General features: G+C 50.5%; 17 protein-coding genes. 16 read left to right on the top strand and 1 reads right to left on the bottom strand.

What is annotated here, in order from left to right:
* Positions 1–196 precede the first annotated feature (196 nt).
* On the top strand, positions 197–1063 hold the full coding sequence (locus KNO58_RS14290; RefSeq protein WP_214754972.1) for a hypothetical protein: 867 nt from the start codon (positions 197–199) through the stop codon (positions 1061–1063).
* A gap of 243 nt (positions 1064–1306) precedes the next feature.
* Complete coding sequence (locus KNO58_RS14285) at positions 1307–2335, top strand: hypothetical protein (protein WP_214754970.1); 1029 nt, start codon at positions 1307–1309, stop codon at positions 2333–2335.
* A 206-nt stretch (positions 2336–2541) separates the two neighbouring features.
* On the opposite strand, the gene KNO58_RS14280 is transcribed toward KNO58_RS14285, so the two are convergent.
* Entirely contained in the window at positions 2542–2733 is a 192-nt protein-coding gene (locus tag KNO58_RS14280) for a helix-turn-helix domain-containing protein (RefSeq protein WP_260570663.1), read from the bottom strand.
* Between the two features lie 367 nt (positions 2734–3100).
* On the opposite strand from KNO58_RS14280, the gene KNO58_RS14275 reads away from it, so the two are divergent.
* The 14 genes from KNO58_RS14275 (at position 3101) to KNO58_RS14210 (ending at position 15973) form a co-directional block, all read left to right on the top strand.
* On the top strand, positions 3101–3589 hold the full coding sequence (locus KNO58_RS14275; RefSeq protein WP_214754965.1) for a helix-turn-helix domain-containing protein: 489 nt from the start codon (positions 3101–3103) through the stop codon (positions 3587–3589).
* Positions 3590–3886: 297 nt separating this feature from the next.
* Entirely contained in the window at positions 3887–4069 is a 183-nt protein-coding gene (locus KNO58_RS14270; protein WP_051627825.1) for a hypothetical protein, read from the top strand.
* Positions 4070–4081: 12 nt separating this feature from the next.
* A complete protein-coding gene (locus tag KNO58_RS14265; protein ID WP_012390467.1) occupies positions 4082–4306 on the top strand; it encodes a hypothetical protein in 225 nt (74 codons plus the stop codon).
* Positions 4307–4372: 66 nt separating this feature from the next.
* Positions 4373–5473 carry a hypothetical protein gene (locus KNO58_RS14260; protein WP_214754963.1) on the top strand — a complete coding sequence of 367 codons (1101 nt, stop codon included), beginning with the start codon at positions 4373–4375 and terminating at the stop codon, positions 5471–5473.
* A gap of 14 nt (positions 5474–5487) precedes the next feature.
* The gene (locus KNO58_RS14255) at positions 5488–7851 is read left to right on the top strand and encodes a VirD4-like conjugal transfer protein, CD1115 family (protein ID WP_214754961.1); all 2364 of its coding nucleotides are present in this window, start codon (positions 5488–5490) and stop codon (positions 7849–7851) included.
* 16 nt (positions 7852–7867) lie between these two features.
* Entirely contained in the window at positions 7868–8110 is a 243-nt protein-coding gene (locus KNO58_RS14250; protein ID WP_131486085.1) for a hypothetical protein, read from the top strand.
* Positions 8111–8126: 16 nt separating this feature from the next.
* Positions 8127–8543 carry a hypothetical protein gene (locus KNO58_RS14245; RefSeq protein ID WP_214754959.1) on the top strand — a complete coding sequence of 139 codons (417 nt, stop codon included), beginning with the start codon at positions 8127–8129 and terminating at the stop codon, positions 8541–8543.
* Positions 8544–8558: 15 nt separating this feature from the next.
* A complete protein-coding gene (locus KNO58_RS14240) occupies positions 8559–10520 on the top strand; it encodes a pLS20_p028 family conjugation system transmembrane protein (RefSeq protein ID WP_214754957.1) in 1962 nt (653 codons plus the stop codon).
* A 6-nt stretch (positions 10521–10526) separates the two neighbouring features.
* A complete protein-coding gene (locus KNO58_RS14235) occupies positions 10527–10826 on the top strand; it encodes a DUF5592 family protein (protein WP_214754955.1) in 300 nt (99 codons plus the stop codon).
* Position 10827: 1 nt separating this feature from the next.
* Complete coding sequence (locus KNO58_RS14230; protein ID WP_214754953.1) at positions 10828–11448, top strand: hypothetical protein; 621 nt, start codon at positions 10828–10830, stop codon at positions 11446–11448.
* Between the two features lie 17 nt (positions 11449–11465).
* On the top strand, positions 11466–13418 hold the full coding sequence (locus KNO58_RS14225) for a VirB4 family type IV secretion system protein (protein ID WP_214754951.1): 1953 nt from the start codon (positions 11466–11468) through the stop codon (positions 13416–13418).
* A complete protein-coding gene (locus KNO58_RS14220; protein WP_214754949.1) occupies positions 13418–14524 on the top strand; it encodes a lysozyme family protein in 1107 nt (368 codons plus the stop codon). The genes KNO58_RS14225 and KNO58_RS14220 overlap by 1 nt, the downstream gene beginning before the upstream one ends.
* A gap of 30 nt (positions 14525–14554) precedes the next feature.
* Complete coding sequence (locus KNO58_RS14215; RefSeq protein ID WP_214754947.1) at positions 14555–15133, top strand: hypothetical protein; 579 nt, start codon at positions 14555–14557, stop codon at positions 15131–15133.
* On the top strand, positions 15134–15973 hold the full coding sequence (locus KNO58_RS14210; protein ID WP_214754945.1) for a hypothetical protein: 840 nt from the start codon (positions 15134–15136) through the stop codon (positions 15971–15973).
* Positions 15974–16304 lie beyond the last annotated feature (331 nt).

Genomic DNA, 16304 nt, shown 5'->3' with positions numbered 1-16304 from the left:
GTCTATTCAGTAAAAAATTACTTATCTTAAAACAAGACCCAGTATTGTGTGCGATAAGGCCCGTGTAAGAACTAATTTTGCACTTAAAGGTAGCCGCTATTGTGTGCCATGAATTATGATAATGAAGTGGATTACCAATAAATAGTATATCCTCTTATGTTTGTACAATATTATGAATTTAAAGGGGATGTTAATAATGAGTATAGTTCTTAATGTGGTAGGGATAAAAAAGATGACGGGAATAAATACGTTCATTGATTTCTTCGATAAATTCGACCCGGTTACGACGTTTGCTTTAGCATTTTTCAATCTTATTCTAGTTTTTATTGTTTTCCGATTTACACAAAAGATGAGTCAATCAAAGCTTTCTTTATCTCCAGAAGTTGATTTAAATAATGACGAAATTAAATACAAGGATGCTAACTTGGACTTCGAAACTGCGTTTGAGTACAGGGAAGATGGTTTTCCTGTTAGAAAAAGTCCGCTTCGTTTTAACCAGGAGAACTTATACATTCGGGTAAAAAACCGTGGCGAGTTACCTTCGACAAAAGTAAAAATTCAAATGAAGTTAAAAATCTATAAGACGATAATTACTGCTTCTTTAATAAGTAAAGAAGGACGGAAATTTTTAACGGGGGAAAGAAAGTTACATGAAATACAAAATATTGATATTACGATTGATTATATGGGAGCTGATGAAGAACGATTATACAGTATCGTCAGTTTATATGGACAAGTTAGAGAAGTAGAACTAGTTCTAACAAAGATTCGTTCTAATGGGCATACATATTTTAAAGGGAAATCTTATAATCCTACGATTATTTATCACTACACTTATCCTTATTTAAAGAATGTGTGGGGTGAGGAAGACAGCAGGGAATCAGTTTATGGTCCGATAGGTTCAGGGGAAGAAACTGAAAAAATGAGGAAAAAAGATGAACGCTATATTAAAATGCAAAATGAATGGTATGACTTTAAACAAAGAGAATATGAGGAGGAATGGATAGAAGAACAGAAGAAAGAGAAACAACAAGAACCGCGGTTCCGTGGTGAAATTGATTAAGTAAAACTTTAATTCAACAAAGTAGAGATGTTCGATAATTTTTCAATCATTGTAAATATATTTGAAAAGGACGAATTATAAGAAGCCCCTGTACTGAAATCAATCAAGTTTAGCGTCGCCGGCGTGAAGATTAAGAATGAGGACTACAAGAATATTAAACGTTAATTCGTAAAAACGCTAGAAAGTACCTTTCAGATCATGATTTGAAGACATACAATGAATACATTACATAGGAGGAACTTTTTGGATAACTTTGAAATGATTTCATTATCTAAAATCGCGACTATCTTAAATAATCAACTTGTGTTACGTGCAAACAACAACTCAATGTGGGAACGAATTTTATCCAATGCTGGTTATAGTGGACTTTATCACGCTTATGAGAACAAGCTAAATCCATATTCCTATTTCGCTTCTCGTAGAAACGAAAATCCAATGTATGATGAATTTTATTCTGTAATCAAAAGAATCTTAGATATATCATATTCAAACGGGAAAAATATAGAAGGATTCACTGCACTTATGGCAGAAATAGTGTCTGAAATTAATATAGTCAATGTATTTAAAAAAGGTTTTTGGGATGATCCAACATTGATAGAAAATTTCGAATTAGCAATTAGCCTTGGTCCTGATGTAGTTAGTGATTTTATTATTGAAGGGAGTAACGAGGACTTCAAAATATTATCAAAAAACCTGAACGTTTTTAATCTAGACGTTAAGTATGTTGATGGTAAATTCAAAGTGGTTCCTTTCACTGAAAGTACTTCAATTGTCCCTAGAAATCCTTCTTCAATTGATGGTTGGTTAACATATAAATATCCTGAAATTGCAGAGTTATATCAAGAAGCGATTGAGAACTATATTGCCGGTGAAAATGTTTCTTGTGTCTCTAACTGCAGAAGCATTATTACTGGATTGTTTAGCCATTTTAAGGATGATGGAGATAATAAGTGGGTCAAAGGATTACTTAACTTAAGTACGGACACACATATTGAAAAAGTTAAAGTTCCTAACAATATTATGCAAGGAACCGCTGATAAGGGTATATCATTTCAGACAGATCACAGGTTTGAATATTCACGGTTTAAACTTTTTTATCAACTGTATTCAATTACTTCTAATTTGGGACCTCACATTACAGAGGGACCGAAAATTGACGGCGTCCTATATCGTGAAACAGTTTCAAATTACGATGCACTTCTATGTTTAAGGATGACGGAAGACACTTTGGTTTGGGTTAAGGAACGCTTAAAGACATACAAACGGTCTTGAATTTTTCATTAAAGAAAACGGGCACTGCGTTTATCCAGTAAGATGGATATTGCTAAACGTAATGTCCTTTTCTACTGTTAAACAACAATAATTATTGAGGACTCTGAAAAACCTTTGCTCTATACGAGCATGAGAAAGTGAAAAAGCGATTGGCCCGACTTGATATGCTCCCCAATAGATAAACAGATGAAAGAAAAATTCATAATCTATAAAAATTTTTTGTCATTAAAAAAATCATTTAAGGTAATATTTAATCCGTTACAAAACTTTTGAATTGTACTCACCTTTGGATGCTTTGTACGTCCACTCATCAGTTCTGAAATCGTCGCTTGATTTAACCCACCTTTTTGAATCACTTGATGAATCGTCATGTTTCGTTCCGCTGCGAGCTCCTTCATCCGCTCGATGATTGCCTCGTTCAACTCCATTTGCTCACCCCACGATCAAAGTACTTTCTTCATCACTTATTCTTTACGAAACTTTCTATTCCTCTACCCTACCACGATCTCTTGAAATCAAAATACTTGTCATTATTTTCTATACTAAAAGCATTATTTTTTTACAGTTGTGCGACAAAACTAAAAATATTGAGTTGCTGTTGCTAGATATCCCTTGTGTAGAGCGGATTCGACAAGAATCGTCAATTGTAAAATTTCTGACATATCAGAAAACTGATGATTTTTCTTCCTAACCCTGTTATATTGGAACCAACAAAAGGAAACATCTGTTTGGTCGCCGCTCTGGTTTACAGAAAGGGGAAGGCTTATGTATCGATTCGGGGAGTGGTTGAAGGAGAACCGCCGGCTCTCGGGCTGGTCACAGGTCGAACTGTCAGAGAGGACATTTGGAGAGATTTCACAACCCGCCATCAGCCAGTATGAACAAAACCGTTCGGTACCGTCTATTGCGGACATCGATCACCTGGCCCGCGCATTCGGGCACACGCTCGCGACGGTCCCGTGGGATGCCATCGACTTCGGATACGGGGCGAAGCGGTCCGTCACAAAGCTCGAGCGACGCCGGTTCGACCTGAAGGAACTGCCGCAAGCCGACTCGGTCCGCACGTTCGACGGGAAGACGTATGAACTGCACGGCTTTATCGGCATCGAGAAGGCGAGCGGAGAGGCGGTCCAGCTGACGCAACTCTACTATCGGATCCGCACGGTCGTCTGTGACGCCCACGTCCTCGCCAAACGGAAGAACCCAAATGACGAGCTCATCCACGTCAAGAAACGGAAACGAGTCCGACAGTAACCGACACCGACGTAGCAGCACATCCTTAAGGATGGTCTAATCCAATCACATACCTGCGTGTCCCTCACCAGTGACCGGGTGGGCGGGATCTACGCATAGATGGTTCGGCGAGAGTCGCCTAAAACTCGCCACAAGGTCACCGTATCGTTCCGGGTCATCGAAAAACCCTGTACAGCTCCTCTCTCAGCGAGGAGTAGAGTTCGTGGGGGAACGGCTAGAAACCCACCGCACCGAATCCGACTGTCCTTAATGATGTGCTGCTGCACATCTAGAGATCAAGGGAAGGAAGTGTGTACTGTGGCATCAAAAGAACAGAAACAGAACCGTAGTTTTGCCGAAAAACTCTTACGCATCCGTGGGAAGGACTACGAGGAGTGGCTCGACGAGCAACATCAACAGGTCATCCAGGACAACCAGGAACTCATCATGGAGGCGCTCGAGGCGAAGCTCAGCTTCAAATCGCCGGCGCACCAGGACTAAGGAGGAAACGACATGGGACTCAATGAGACAGGGCTCAGCTTGCTTCAGTTCTTCCAGGGACTCGCTGTCATCGCCGCGGCCATCGCCTTCGCGATTGGGGGCTTCTACTTCATCTTCGGCGGGGATCGCGGCCGATCGAAGGCGGTCGGTTGGCTCGTCGGGGGCGCCGTCGGCCTGATCATCGTCATGGGCGCGTTCACGCTCGCCGAAATGGTCGACCAGAACATCAAATTCTAATGCACACGCACGCAGCGTTCCAATCGGAAGGCTTTTTTTGTTGCTTGAAACGAGAGGAGGAACGAGATGTTGTTTGTACGATTTACGGACGTGCCCGACACACGGATCCAAAACTATGAACGGCTCACTTTCGTCGAGGCAGTCATCGCGACCCATGACCTGCACCAGGCACGTAGCGAGGAAGGGACGAGCTGTTCCGGTGACTTTCGGCTCTTCGACCAAAAAGATGAACTGCTCTATCGAGGGACGTTCACGTTCGGGACCGGAGGGACCTATCCGAACCTGTATCATCAAGTGAATGACCGGGTACAACGGATAAGGACGAAGAAAGAGGATAACGCGAAGAAGATGTGGCTCCTCGACGAAATCGAGTCCGAGACACCGGACGACTATAAGCGTCCGTCCGTCAAATCGAACCCGATTGTGTCGTCGACCTATCAGTCACGCCTCAACCGCCTGCAACGCCGCCTCATCTACGGGGCGGCCACGGCCGGGATTCTCTTCACCTCACTCTTCACTGCCGCGCAATGGTTCATCGATAAAGAGGCACACGCCGAACAAGTGACCGGTGGAGAAGAGACATGGTTAGACGCCTACGACCAGGCGCTCAAAGGTGAGGAATCCTCACTAATCGATTTACTGGAACGGAAAGACCGGTCCGAGGAAGAGAATGCCTTATTGGTCGACCTTTATCTGGCAGAAGAAGAAGACCAGAAGGCGCTCGAGCTCACGGATGACCCCATCCTGATCGAAACGAAGCTGGCCGGCCTCAATCTATCGGATCAGGAGAGATTGGAACGTCTTCAAGACTTTCAAGCGTCACATCCCACCGATGAGGGCGCCTTCGATATCGCCGCACTGGAACGGGACCACGAGACCGTGGTCAAGTCGGATGACGTGGAATGGACCGCTCCTCGCGTTTCGGCAAAAGTGACCGCGTATCTCTTTCTCAAGGACATCGAGTTTGCAAACGAATGGGCGTCCAAGACGAACGACCCTGCCGTACAAGAAAAAATCGACAAGTACCAAAACATCAAGGCCACAATCGACGGACTGAACGAGAAACTAAAGAAAATTTCTAGTAAGGACACTTCGGCCCGTGAGAAGATTCAAGTCGCTATCGCTGCAGAAGAAATTGACCTGCAAACAATTCTTTATTCAGATTAAGGTAGGTGAAATAATTGAGAACTCCGTCCCAATCTCCACGATTCCCGATACGTCTGATCTTCCCCGCCCTGTTCTGCCTGTTGGTGTTGCCGGCCGGAATTTTTTATCTGCTGAACGGGGTCTACAACATCATTCGACAAATCATGACCCCGATTCTAAAAGAAGGGCTTTTGGCCGGAGCGACGATTCCGAAGCTCTCACCCTCCTTGTTCTTGGAGGTGAGTCTTCCCTCTTCGATCGTCTTGCTCGGACTGATCGCGTTCAGTCTGTTCATCGGTCTTGTCGTGTTCGGCAAGGTATGGCTGAACTTCCGGGATCTGCGAAAGAATCAGAAAGGGAGCGCCCGCTTCACCTCATTCGATGAATTGAAGCAACAGTACCGTCGTGTTCCGGATCGGAAGAAGCGCTATGACGGATTGGGCGGTGTCCCCGTCGGACGGGTCAAGAACGAGCTGTTCATCGATGACTCCCCCGTCAACAACCTGATCATCGGCACAACCCGATCCGGGAAGGGCGAGACGTTCGTCTTCTCGACAATCGACCTGTACAGCCGGGCGCGTTATCAGGCGAGCCTGATTGTCAACGACCCGAAAGGCGAGCTCTTCGCCGCCTCGAAGGAGACGCTCGAACAACGCGGCTATCAGGTCGAGGTGTTGAACCTGATGAACCCGCTCCAATCGATGTCGTACAACCTGTTGCAACTGACAATCGATGCGTTCCTTGAGGAAAACTACTCGCTCGCCCAACAGTATGCGCGCTCGGTCGCGTTCATGTTGTACCATGACCCGAAGGCACGGGACCCGTTCTGGGCCAACTCGTCGATCGACCTGTGCACGGCGCTCATCCTCGGTCTCTGTGAAGAGGCGAAGGACACGCCGGAGAAGATCAACATGTACAACGTTGCCCTCATGCTCTCGGACCTCGGGTCGCGGACGGTCGTGACGCGGCAAGGGCAGGAGATTTCGGCACTCGACGAGTTCTTTCAACGGTTCCCGGAGAACCACCCAGCCCGGCTCCAGTTCGCGACACTCCATTTCTCGGGTGGGCAGACACGGGCCAGTATCCTGGCCAATACGAATGCGAAACTCGGGATCTTCACGTTGAACGGGACCGGGAAGCTGACGTCGATGAACTCGCTCGACATGCGACGCATCGGATTCAACCGCTGGATCAGTGGACGGACTGAACCTTTGACACGACTCACGTTCACGTTTCCCGATGGGACGACCCATGCGCTCACGACAGACGACGATGGCAGCTTCATCGTGTACCACGCGTCGTCACTTAGAACAGGAGACGCCGTTCAAATCTCGACTGACTCAAGCACTGCGACGATCCAGCTGGAAACGCATGATGAGGAGAGTGGACGTTTCCGTTACGCAATCGATGGGATGATACAGGTCCGTGAAGTGATGTATCATATGCGTCCCGTGGCGGTGTTTCTCATCGTCCCGGACTATGACCCGACATTCAACGTCATCGCGTCGCTCTACATCAAACAGGTATACACGGCGCTCGCCCGGGTCGCCTCGCAGACGAAACAAGGCAAATGCGAGCGCCAAGTCGTCTTCTTACTCGACGAGTTCGGCAACATGCCGCCGATCGAAGGCATGGCCAACATCATCACCGTCTGTCTCGGGCGCAACATGCGCTTCAATCTCGTTATCCAGGCCTATTCCCAACTCGAGAACCTATACGGAGAGGATTGGAAGACGATTGACGGCAACTGTGGGAACACGCACTATCTGTTGACCGCGGATGAGTCGACCGCCGAACTGATATCGAAGAAGCTCGGTGAGGCGACCATCGTCACGAAATCGCGGTCCGGGCAGACATTCTCGCTCAAGAAATCGAAGACGGAGAACGTGGACGGCCGTCGGCTCATGACAGCGACCGAGGTCATGGGACTCAAAGAGGGCGAGATGCTCATCATCCGTGTCATCAAGCGTCAGGACACGAAGAAACGACGTATCCAGTCGTATCCGATCTTCCTGAGCGGCAAGACGGCGATGAAATATCGTTACGAATACCTGGCGGACGACTTCGACACGGACCGCTCCCTGCATGACATCGACATCCCATGCCGTCACGCCGGTCTCGACTTCGAACAGATCCGTATCCGTTTTGCGAAGAAAAAGGACGAAACGGAAATCAACGCTCCATCGAATCAGGAAGATAAGTCCTTGACGGTACGAGACGTGCTGCAGGACAGCATCCTCCGCTCGATGTTCGAAGGGCATGACATCGGCGGGATGTCCCTCCCTGAGTTCGAGACGAACCTGAACCTAGGAGTTTACGCCGTCACCGACAGCCAGAAGAGCTTTTTGAGCACGATGATCGCGAAACGACTCGAGAAACTGAAGCAAGGCACACCGTAGAGAGGAGGCCGAACCCATGGCCGAGAGTGCGAGAGAGAAGCGAATCCAGAACGAATTGCGTGTCGTCGCGAGGATCATCGAGACGCAACGTGTCCGCCTCGAACGGGGCGATGTTCTCAACATTCAGACGACCGATGGCTTTCTGACCGTCTATCAGGACGACACCTCAGACATCCCGAAAACTGTTACACTAATAGATAAGTTCGACTTCCGCGTCAACTTAAAAGTCGCGGATCTATTGAAGGGGAAAATCGTCTGACGGAGGGGTAAACGTTATGAGGAAACTACTTGCGGGTACTTTAGGAATCAGCTTGTTTTTACTTGGAGCTTGCTCAAATTCCAATGAGTCTTTGGTTCAACGTGATATTGAACACGTTGAGAAGGTCATGACAGCCAAAGAGGATGATTATTTGCTGATTGTAAAAGAAGAAGATGGTGAATTCGAAGAGTTCGTTGAATTCGTAAAAGAGGTAGCGAACGAAGAGAACCAACAAGTCACGCTTTATAATACGTTTCAGCCAGATGGCGAGACACTTGTCGATCGTGGTAACTTTGAATACACTGACGAACTAAAAGGTGCCGTTCTATACTCGATTCAAGATGGAAACGTCACAGATGAAGTCAATGTTGGAATGTTGACGGCGGACAATTACGAACAACAGTTAGCGGACTTCTTTACTAGGACTCAGTAGATTGGGGGTCTTTCAATGGCTGATTCCGATTTAATCACCAAATTACAGGAATACGAAGATGTACTCCAAATCAGTAGTATGGTCAATGACGCACTGCGCTCAATGGGATGGATTCTTGTCAGAGGACTATCAGTCTTGATTGACGGCCTTGAATCAATCACGAATCAAATCCTATTAACCAATACATTCTTCAATAATGAACAAGTGGTTGAGTTCGTTCTTACGATTCAACCTTTTTTGTATGTTCTTTTAGCAGGAAGTTTCTTGTTCACTGGGTACTTGTTGATTTTCCAAAAGAAATTTGAACGTGAGAGTTTTTTGATCAACCTGTTCATCACACTATTGATCTTAGGTTTACTTTCACCAACTATGAGCCGAATTCAGGAATTTTCTGATGAGGCAATCGCAGAAATCGGAACAGACTCGCTTTACGACGGAGAAGCCTCATTATCTGAGAGTATCTTAAAGCGGAATGTACATGATTTGATTGAGCACGATTCGAAGAATTTTGATGCTAATACAGGCGAATCATTAAATGCCATTCCGACTGAGTTGATTGATAACATCCGAATCAACGAGATTTTCGACAAGAACAACTATGACTTATCGGCAACCGGAAACAAGTTGGCCGGGTCCTATATTCTATGGAACGGAAAAGAGACAAGTCTCGGTAAACTCGATCAAAGTGGCGTCGAATGGAACAACCAGTATTACTACCGCTATCAGCCGAACTGGTTGACCATCTTCGTGACGCTCGGGATCATGGGCTTCACGCTGTTCTCGATCGCCTACAAACTGGCGCGTCTCTCGTTCGAGCTTGCCTTCAACTATGTCTTGGCGATCCTCGTCGCACCGGCCGATCTGCACAGTGGCCAAAAGACAAAGAAGGTCATTCAGAGCATTTTGAACACGTTCCTCGTGATCATCCTGATCTTCGTCTCCATCAAGTTGTACACGATCGGGACCGCCTATCTCGCAGAGACTTTGGACGAATTCGCCTACCTGATCGCCCTCATCGCCTTCTCGGTCGCCTTGATTGATGGACCGAACGTGGTCGAGCGGCTGTTCGGAATCGATGCGGGGCTAAAACGGGGCTGGGGTGTCGCGCTCGGCGCCTATGCCGCCGGGAAAGGCGTGACCTCGGCAGGTGCCCATGCGGTCTCGAAGGTCGCGCGTGCCACACAAGGCGCACCAAAGATGCCCTCGCTCCATGAGGCCGCGACGGCTCGGATGGATTCGAATGCCATGCCGCAAAGTGATTCACCGCTTAGTGTGGCGACCCAAGATTCACAGCGAGCGGACACGGAGAGACAACACGATCCAGACAGTATCGCTCAAGCGAATCAAACCGAAAGTCGTACTCAACCTAATCAAGACAAACCGACAATTCCGAAGGACGTTGCGCAACCAATCAGTGGTCAAGAATCAGAACCGGAAGCGCAAGGCTCTCCACACGGGAAGGAAGCGTCAGGCCGCACGTCTCCCGAATCAATCCATGCGACGAACCCGGAATCGAATCCCGGACGTGGACCCGACCATCAAACTACGTCATCGGAGACACAAAGACCGGAATCGATTCATAATCATTCGATCTCTGGCCATTCTCCAAGCTCAGCTTCATCGCCTCTCGAATCGGTCACCGGGTCCATCGATGCAGCATCCGGACCAGACCATCGTCACAGTGAATTGGTAGCCAGAAACGACGCGACTTCACCGACACCTCATGAGGCACCACACTCAAACGGCTCATCCTCATCTTCGTCCTCTACGACGGACTCGAGTGATACGGCAACAGCGAAACATCAAGGACGCGCCCGACGGACCATTCATCAGGACACCGTCCTCGACGTCGAGACCGAAGTCATCGAACAGGTGCGTGAAAATCAGACGCACCGTCATAGCCAGCACCAGGAAGAGTCGCGACGAATCTATCCGACCTCGCCGCCTAAACCTGACAATATGAAGAAAAAGGAGTGATGACCCATGCGCAACTATCGGATCCCGAACGAGGTCACGACCGAACTGAAGATCAACAAGATGCTCTATCTGCATGATTTCCTGTTCCTCGTCGGGCTCATCGTGCTCCGGCTCGTGACGCTCCCGTTCATCCCGTCCGTGCTCCACATCCCGTTCACGGTCTTCCTCATCGTCTTCGGGCTGTTCATGGTACTCCGGCCGGCGACGAATCCGCAGAAGCGGATGGTCCATGCACTCTACTACGCGCTCATCAAACGCAAAGACACCTATCTCGCGCTCGATGCGCAGACGAAAGGAGGTGATTGAGATGGCTTTCATCGAAGACACGCTACAAGAACCGAGACGCACAGGCACCTGGCTCGACGAACAGGACGTGGTCGAGAAACGGAAGGTCAAAGACAAGGTCGTCGTCAAATCGACGGTCGCCGAACTGATGCCGGTCGTCGACATCACCGGGTTCGAGTCGTTCGAGATGCGCGATGGGACCTATCTCGACATGGTCCAGCTCACCTCGAAAGACATCTATTCGTTGAACGAGGAGGAAAAGGACCATGATGTGTTCTCGCTCGCCTATCTTCTGCAAGCGTACACGCACCCGCTCAAGGTCGTGCCACTGAACACACCGCTCAGTCTCGAGCGGCAGAAGATCAGCATCGAACGACAGATTCGACAAAATCAGACACCGGCCTACCTGCCCTTTTTACTCAAAAAGAAGCAGGAGCTCGAATACCTCGAGGAGCATCGCACCAATCGCGATTATCTCCTCTTTTTTTATGCCGACGACGAGCGGACGCTACGCGAGCGGAAGACGCATCTCTATAAACTGCTCCGCCGCTCGAACCCGATGCGCGAGCTGACGCTCGACCAGAAGGTGCATGTGCTCTATCAACTGAACAACCCGAACACGAAACCACAACTCGACGCCTGAAGAAAGGAGTGACGTATATGTGGCAACGCCTGCGTGACAAGTTATCCAAACAACAGGACCCAGAGACCGTCAAGATCGAGAAGGGCTACAATCCCGATGTCATCGCCAAGATCCAGCCGCAAGGCGGCATTAAGTTCGACGCCAACTTCGTCCGGCTCGGTGACGGCTACCTGTCGTGTCTCCATGTCTATAAATATCAGTCGCTTGTCTATGACTACTGGCTCGAACCGATTTTGAACATGCCGGGCGTTTTGACGACGCTCGACATCGGGACGGCCGACAAGCGTGAGATCATCCAGACCATCAACAAGTCGATGGCCGAACAAAATACACGCTTCGAGAACGCGAAGGACAACATCGACCGCATCGACGCCCGGGAGACGTATAAGGAGCTGAACGAGCTCTACGAACAGATCACCCAGGGCGAGACGATGAAATATCTGCACCTACGCCTCTATGTAAAGGCGAAGACGCTCGACACGCTCGAGGTGAAGGTGCAGGAAGTGATGGAAGAGCTCGAGGCCCGAAACTTCCGTTCGACAATTTTCCTGAACGAACAGGAATGGGAATGGCAGAGCCTGTTCACGAGCTATGATCAACAACAAAAGCTCCCGAACCGGCGCCGCGGGAAAGAGATTCCTTCCCTCTCTATCGCCGGCGGCTACCCGTTCCACTTCACGTCGCTCCAGGACGCGACCGGCACGTATTACGGGACGACCGACACGAACGGCAGCGTCATCTTTGACCTGTTCCATAAGGACAAACAGCGCAAGTTCTATAACGCGCTCATGATCGGCAAGATGGGGTCCGGCAAGTCGACGCTCCTCAAAAAGACGGTGCTCGACCAGGCGATCAAGGGCAACAAGATCCGCATCCTCGACGTCACGGGCGAGTTCTCGGACCTCGTGCGCCAGCTCGGCGGGAAAGAGATCGCGCTCGACGGATCGGCCGGACTCATCAATCCGCTCCATGTCTATAAGACGGTGACCAATAACGACGGCAGCGCCAACGAGGCACTCTCGTTCATGCAGCACCTCTCGAAGATGGCCGTGTTCTATCACTACATCAACCCGGCAGCGACGCAGGAAGAGACGAACGAGTTCGAGATTTTGCTTCGGGACCTGTACGTCCGGCACGGGCTCTGGGACGAACAAGGCGAACTGCCGATCACGACGCATCCGGCGAACCGGTACCCGACGTTCTCCGACTTCTTGAAGCTCGTGCGTCGTGAGCTCTACACGGATGACACACGCACGTCGATCAAAGATTCGATCAGTCCGAACCGGGTACGGCGTCTCGAGAACATCGAGCTCGCGGTCACGAACCTCGTCCATAACTACGGCAACATCTTCGACGGCCACTCCTCGATCGACCGGTTCGACGAGGCACTCATCGTCTCATTCCCACTCCGGAACTTGACAAGCTTACGGGACGAGGTGTTCCAGGCGCAGGTGTTCTCGCTCATGAACATGCTGTGGGACGGGATGATCGCCAACGGCTCGAGTCAACTGAAGGCCTATAACCAGGGCGTGCTCCGGACGGAAGAGGCATGCAAGTACCTCATCGTCATCGACGAAGCACACCACTTAATCAACACGCGCGACATCGCGCAACCGGCCATCCTGTATCTGCAACGATGTATGCGCGAGGCGCGCAAGTACTTCGGTGGCATCTTCTTCGTGTCGCATCTGATCACCGACTTCGTGCCGGCCGGATCGAAGTCCGAGAATGCCGAGAACGTCAAGTCGCTCTTCCAGCTCACGCAATACAAGATCATCGGGGAACAAGACGCAGAGAGCATCCCGATCATCCAGACGGTGTTTGATGGCCAACTCTCGAATTCGGAGATGCGGATTATCCCCTCGCTCGAGACGGGACGTGTCGTCCTCAGCATCTCCGGCGTGCAGAACCTCATCTTTGACGTCGATGTCGCGCCCGAAGAACTCGCCTTGTTCGGTGGAGGTGCCTGATGTGGGCGGCCGCGAAACGGACCGCTCACTTTGCCATCACGGCGAAATGGCAGCTCGCGACGCTCAAGTGGCGGCTCATCCTGCTCGGCATCGCGGCACTCGTCTTGTTCCTGGTCATCCTCATCGTCGGAATCCTCGACACGCTCACAGGTGTCCAGAACGAACAACCGACCGACGTCACGTTCGACACAACAGGCGGTCTCCAGGTGAGTGACCAGGTGCTCCAATATCGAGCCTTGGTCGAATCGGAACTGACGAAGCACGGGCTGGCCGAACAGACGAACCTCGTGCTCGCGCTCATGATGCAGGAGAGCGGCGGACGCGGGAACGACCCGATGCAGGCGAGCGAATCGAAGTGTGGACGGATTGGGTGCATCACCTCGCCCGAAGAAAGTATCGTCTATGGCGTCAAACATTTCGCGTCCGTCTTCGAACGGGCGAACCGTGACGTGCAGCTTACGTTACAGAGCTACAACTTCGGCGGCGGCTTTATTGACTATGTGCAACAGAACGGAGGACGGTACTCGAAAGAGCTCGCTATCTCGTTCTCCCAAATGATGTACCAACGCGTGAAACACACCGGCATCTACCGCTGTCATCGTCCGAGCGCGGTCCAGCACGGTGCCTGTTATGGGGACATCGAATACGTCGACGCGGTGTTGAAATACCTCGCGCCGGTCGCCGTCGCCGACGGGGTCATCACGAAAGAACTGATGTCGGGGTTACGTTCCCCGCTCGCCATCCCGCTCAACGTGACATCGCGTTTCGGGTGGCGCGTCGTCTTCGGACAACGGGACAACCACACCGGGATCGATTTCAGTTGCACCCCGTCCGACACGATCCACGCGGTCAAGAGCGGCACCGTCATCTATAGCGGGAACCGCGGACCGTACGGCAATCTCGTCCAAATCCGACACGGCAACTACATCACGGCGTACGCGCACCTGAGTCGTCTCGGCGTCCAGACCGGGCAACAGATCGACGCTGGGCAGGCGCTCGGGTACTGCGGCACGACAGGCCGATCGAGCGGGAACCATCTGCATTTCGAGATCAAGACGAGCGAATGGTCCGGTCATATCGACCCCGCCCCGGTCTTCGGATTTTGAGTCATGGATGTATGGAAAGGAGGAAGAAGAATGAACTTCACCGCACGTCACCTCGCGTATCTGTTCGGGGTACTGCTTCTCATTTCACTCGCGGCGAACGCCTTTTTCTATCAACAAGTGACGGCTGTCACGAGTACTTCAGACCCTAGCGAGACGAAAAATGAGAGCGTCACTTCCCTTGAATCGGCAACCTCCGAGGATACGTCAGCGGACACCGAACAAGTCGTCGCTTCGACGGAGACGGAACGAATGGAGGAGCTGACGACACGCGCGACGCGCTTCGTCGAGTATGCCTTCACCATCTCGAAGGACAGTTACACGACTCAGAAACGACAGGCGACAGATGTCATGTCGGAAGAACTCGCGGTCACGCTCTTTGCCGCTGACGGCAGTGACATCGGCACGTTCGAGACGACCGTCCGCGACATCGAGGTGTTCCCTTCTCTCTCCGGAGAAGATTGCCTCGTACGGTTCGAACAGCACCTGTTGATCACCGAGACGGGTTATGAAGAGACGACGCAAGAACTGGTGGCCCTGACGTTCGAGTCCATCGAAGGACGTTTAGTTGTCACCGAAATGGAAGACCTGACACCTGAAGGAGGAATCTAGATGCGACGACAAACACGACGGCGTCTCACCCAGAACGTCTCCCGGTTCTACCTCGTACTCGGCGTATTCTTTGTCGTCGGCTTCCTCTTTTTCGGTACCTCGTCGTTCTTCTTCGCCGAGGAGACACCGGTCAATGAGACGCCGATCAACGAGGCAATCCGTCTCTCGAACGGGGATACCTTGACGCTCCACGCGTCCAGTTACGATACGGAGGCCAAGACAATACGCATCCGACTCTCGCTCGATGAAGCACCAGGTAACATGAACGATCATCTCTTCCGCTATGTCTATAAGGCACGTCCGGATTCCGAGAAGGAAGTCATGGTGCTGTATGACCGGAACGATCAATACGTGCTCGAATTGAAAGATGTACCGAGCGACTTCGACCAGCTCGCGGTCCGGATTTACGGATTGGATGAGTCACAATCAATCGACACACTCACATCCGAGGAACGGGAGAACAGTCTTTTGACGTCACTCTATACCGACCGCCGGACCATCGAACAGGCGAGTCACTCCTCATCTGACGAGACAACTTTCACGAGACTATTCGTCGAGGACGAGCTCGCGGAGACCGAACGGCATTTGGAAACAGCACAGCAGTCAGTCGAAGCACAACGGCAACAGATCGAGCGACTCGACCGTGACAAAGAGGAACTCGAAGACGAAATTCCCTACCTCTCGCTCGACGAACAGGTCGAACAGGAGAACGAGATTTTCGACCTCGGCCGGAAGCGTGACGAGCTCACACTAGAACTTGAAAAGCTCGAACAGTCGGTCGTAGCGCTCGAAGAAAAGCACGACAAATTGCGCGTCCGGCTCCGGGAACTATCGATTTAAGTGGCACATTTCGTGTCAAATCGCTGGTTTTACTGGCACATTTCGTGCCACTTTCGGACTTTTGGTGATATCACGGAAACCCCAGGCTCTGCCTGGGCTATCACGACAAGTGATAGCAGTTTCCCCTTATGCTCTTTGAACGAACTTTTAGGACCTCAGCAATATACAGCCTCTAGAAAGGTGGTCAGGCAGATGAACCTGTTGCTCCGCGACATCGACCCAGTCATCGTGAAGCAGATCGATGACTGGGCGAAGGAACACAACCGCTCCCGGCAACAATATTTGAAAGAACTGCTCGCCTCCTGGTGCGCGAACGGCATCCAATCGACGC

Origin of the sequence: Exiguobacterium sp. J17977, assembly GCF_018616375.1 — a bacterium.
Classification (GTDB): Bacteria; Bacillota; Bacilli; order Exiguobacteriales; family Exiguobacteriaceae; genus Exiguobacterium; species Exiguobacterium mexicanum.
This window is presented reverse-complemented; position numbering and strand designations above follow the sequence as displayed.

Bases quoted from the DNA above. Each gene is read 5' to 3' on its own strand.
- KNO58_RS14215 (WP_214754947.1), top strand. From the start codon at position 14,555: ATGAACTTCACCGCACGTCACCTCGCGTATCTGTTCGGGGTACTGCTT.
- KNO58_RS14240 (WP_214754957.1), top strand. From the start codon at position 8,559: ATGGCTGATTCCGATTTAATCACCAAATTACAGGAATACGAAGATGTA.
- KNO58_RS14275 (WP_214754965.1), top strand. From the start codon at position 3,101: ATGTATCGATTCGGGGAGTGGTTGAAGGAGAACCGCCGGCTCTCGGGC.
- KNO58_RS14220 (WP_214754949.1), top strand. From the start codon at position 13,418: ATGTGGGCGGCCGCGAAACGGACCGCTCACTTTGCCATCACGGCGAAA.
- KNO58_RS14265 (WP_012390467.1), top strand. From the start codon at position 4,082: ATGGGACTCAATGAGACAGGGCTCAGCTTGCTTCAGTTCTTCCAGGGA.
- KNO58_RS14230 (WP_214754953.1), top strand. From the start codon at position 10,828: ATGGCTTTCATCGAAGACACGCTACAAGAACCGAGACGCACAGGCACC.
- KNO58_RS14250 (WP_131486085.1), top strand. From the start codon at position 7,868: ATGGCCGAGAGTGCGAGAGAGAAGCGAATCCAGAACGAATTGCGTGTC.
- KNO58_RS14280 (WP_260570663.1), bottom strand. From the start codon at position 2,733: ATGAAGGAGCTCGCAGCGGAACGAAACATGACGATTCATCAAGTGATT.
- KNO58_RS14210 (WP_214754945.1), top strand. From the start codon at position 15,134: ATGCGACGACAAACACGACGGCGTCTCACCCAGAACGTCTCCCGGTTC.
- KNO58_RS14260 (WP_214754963.1), top strand. From the start codon at position 4,373: ATGTTGTTTGTACGATTTACGGACGTGCCCGACACACGGATCCAAAAC.
- KNO58_RS14290 (WP_214754972.1), top strand. From the start codon at position 197: ATGAGTATAGTTCTTAATGTGGTAGGGATAAAAAAGATGACGGGAATA.
- KNO58_RS14245 (WP_214754959.1), top strand. From the start codon at position 8,127: ATGAGGAAACTACTTGCGGGTACTTTAGGAATCAGCTTGTTTTTACTT.
- KNO58_RS14235 (WP_214754955.1), top strand. From the start codon at position 10,527: ATGCGCAACTATCGGATCCCGAACGAGGTCACGACCGAACTGAAGATC.
- KNO58_RS14225 (WP_214754951.1), top strand. From the start codon at position 11,466: ATGTGGCAACGCCTGCGTGACAAGTTATCCAAACAACAGGACCCAGAG.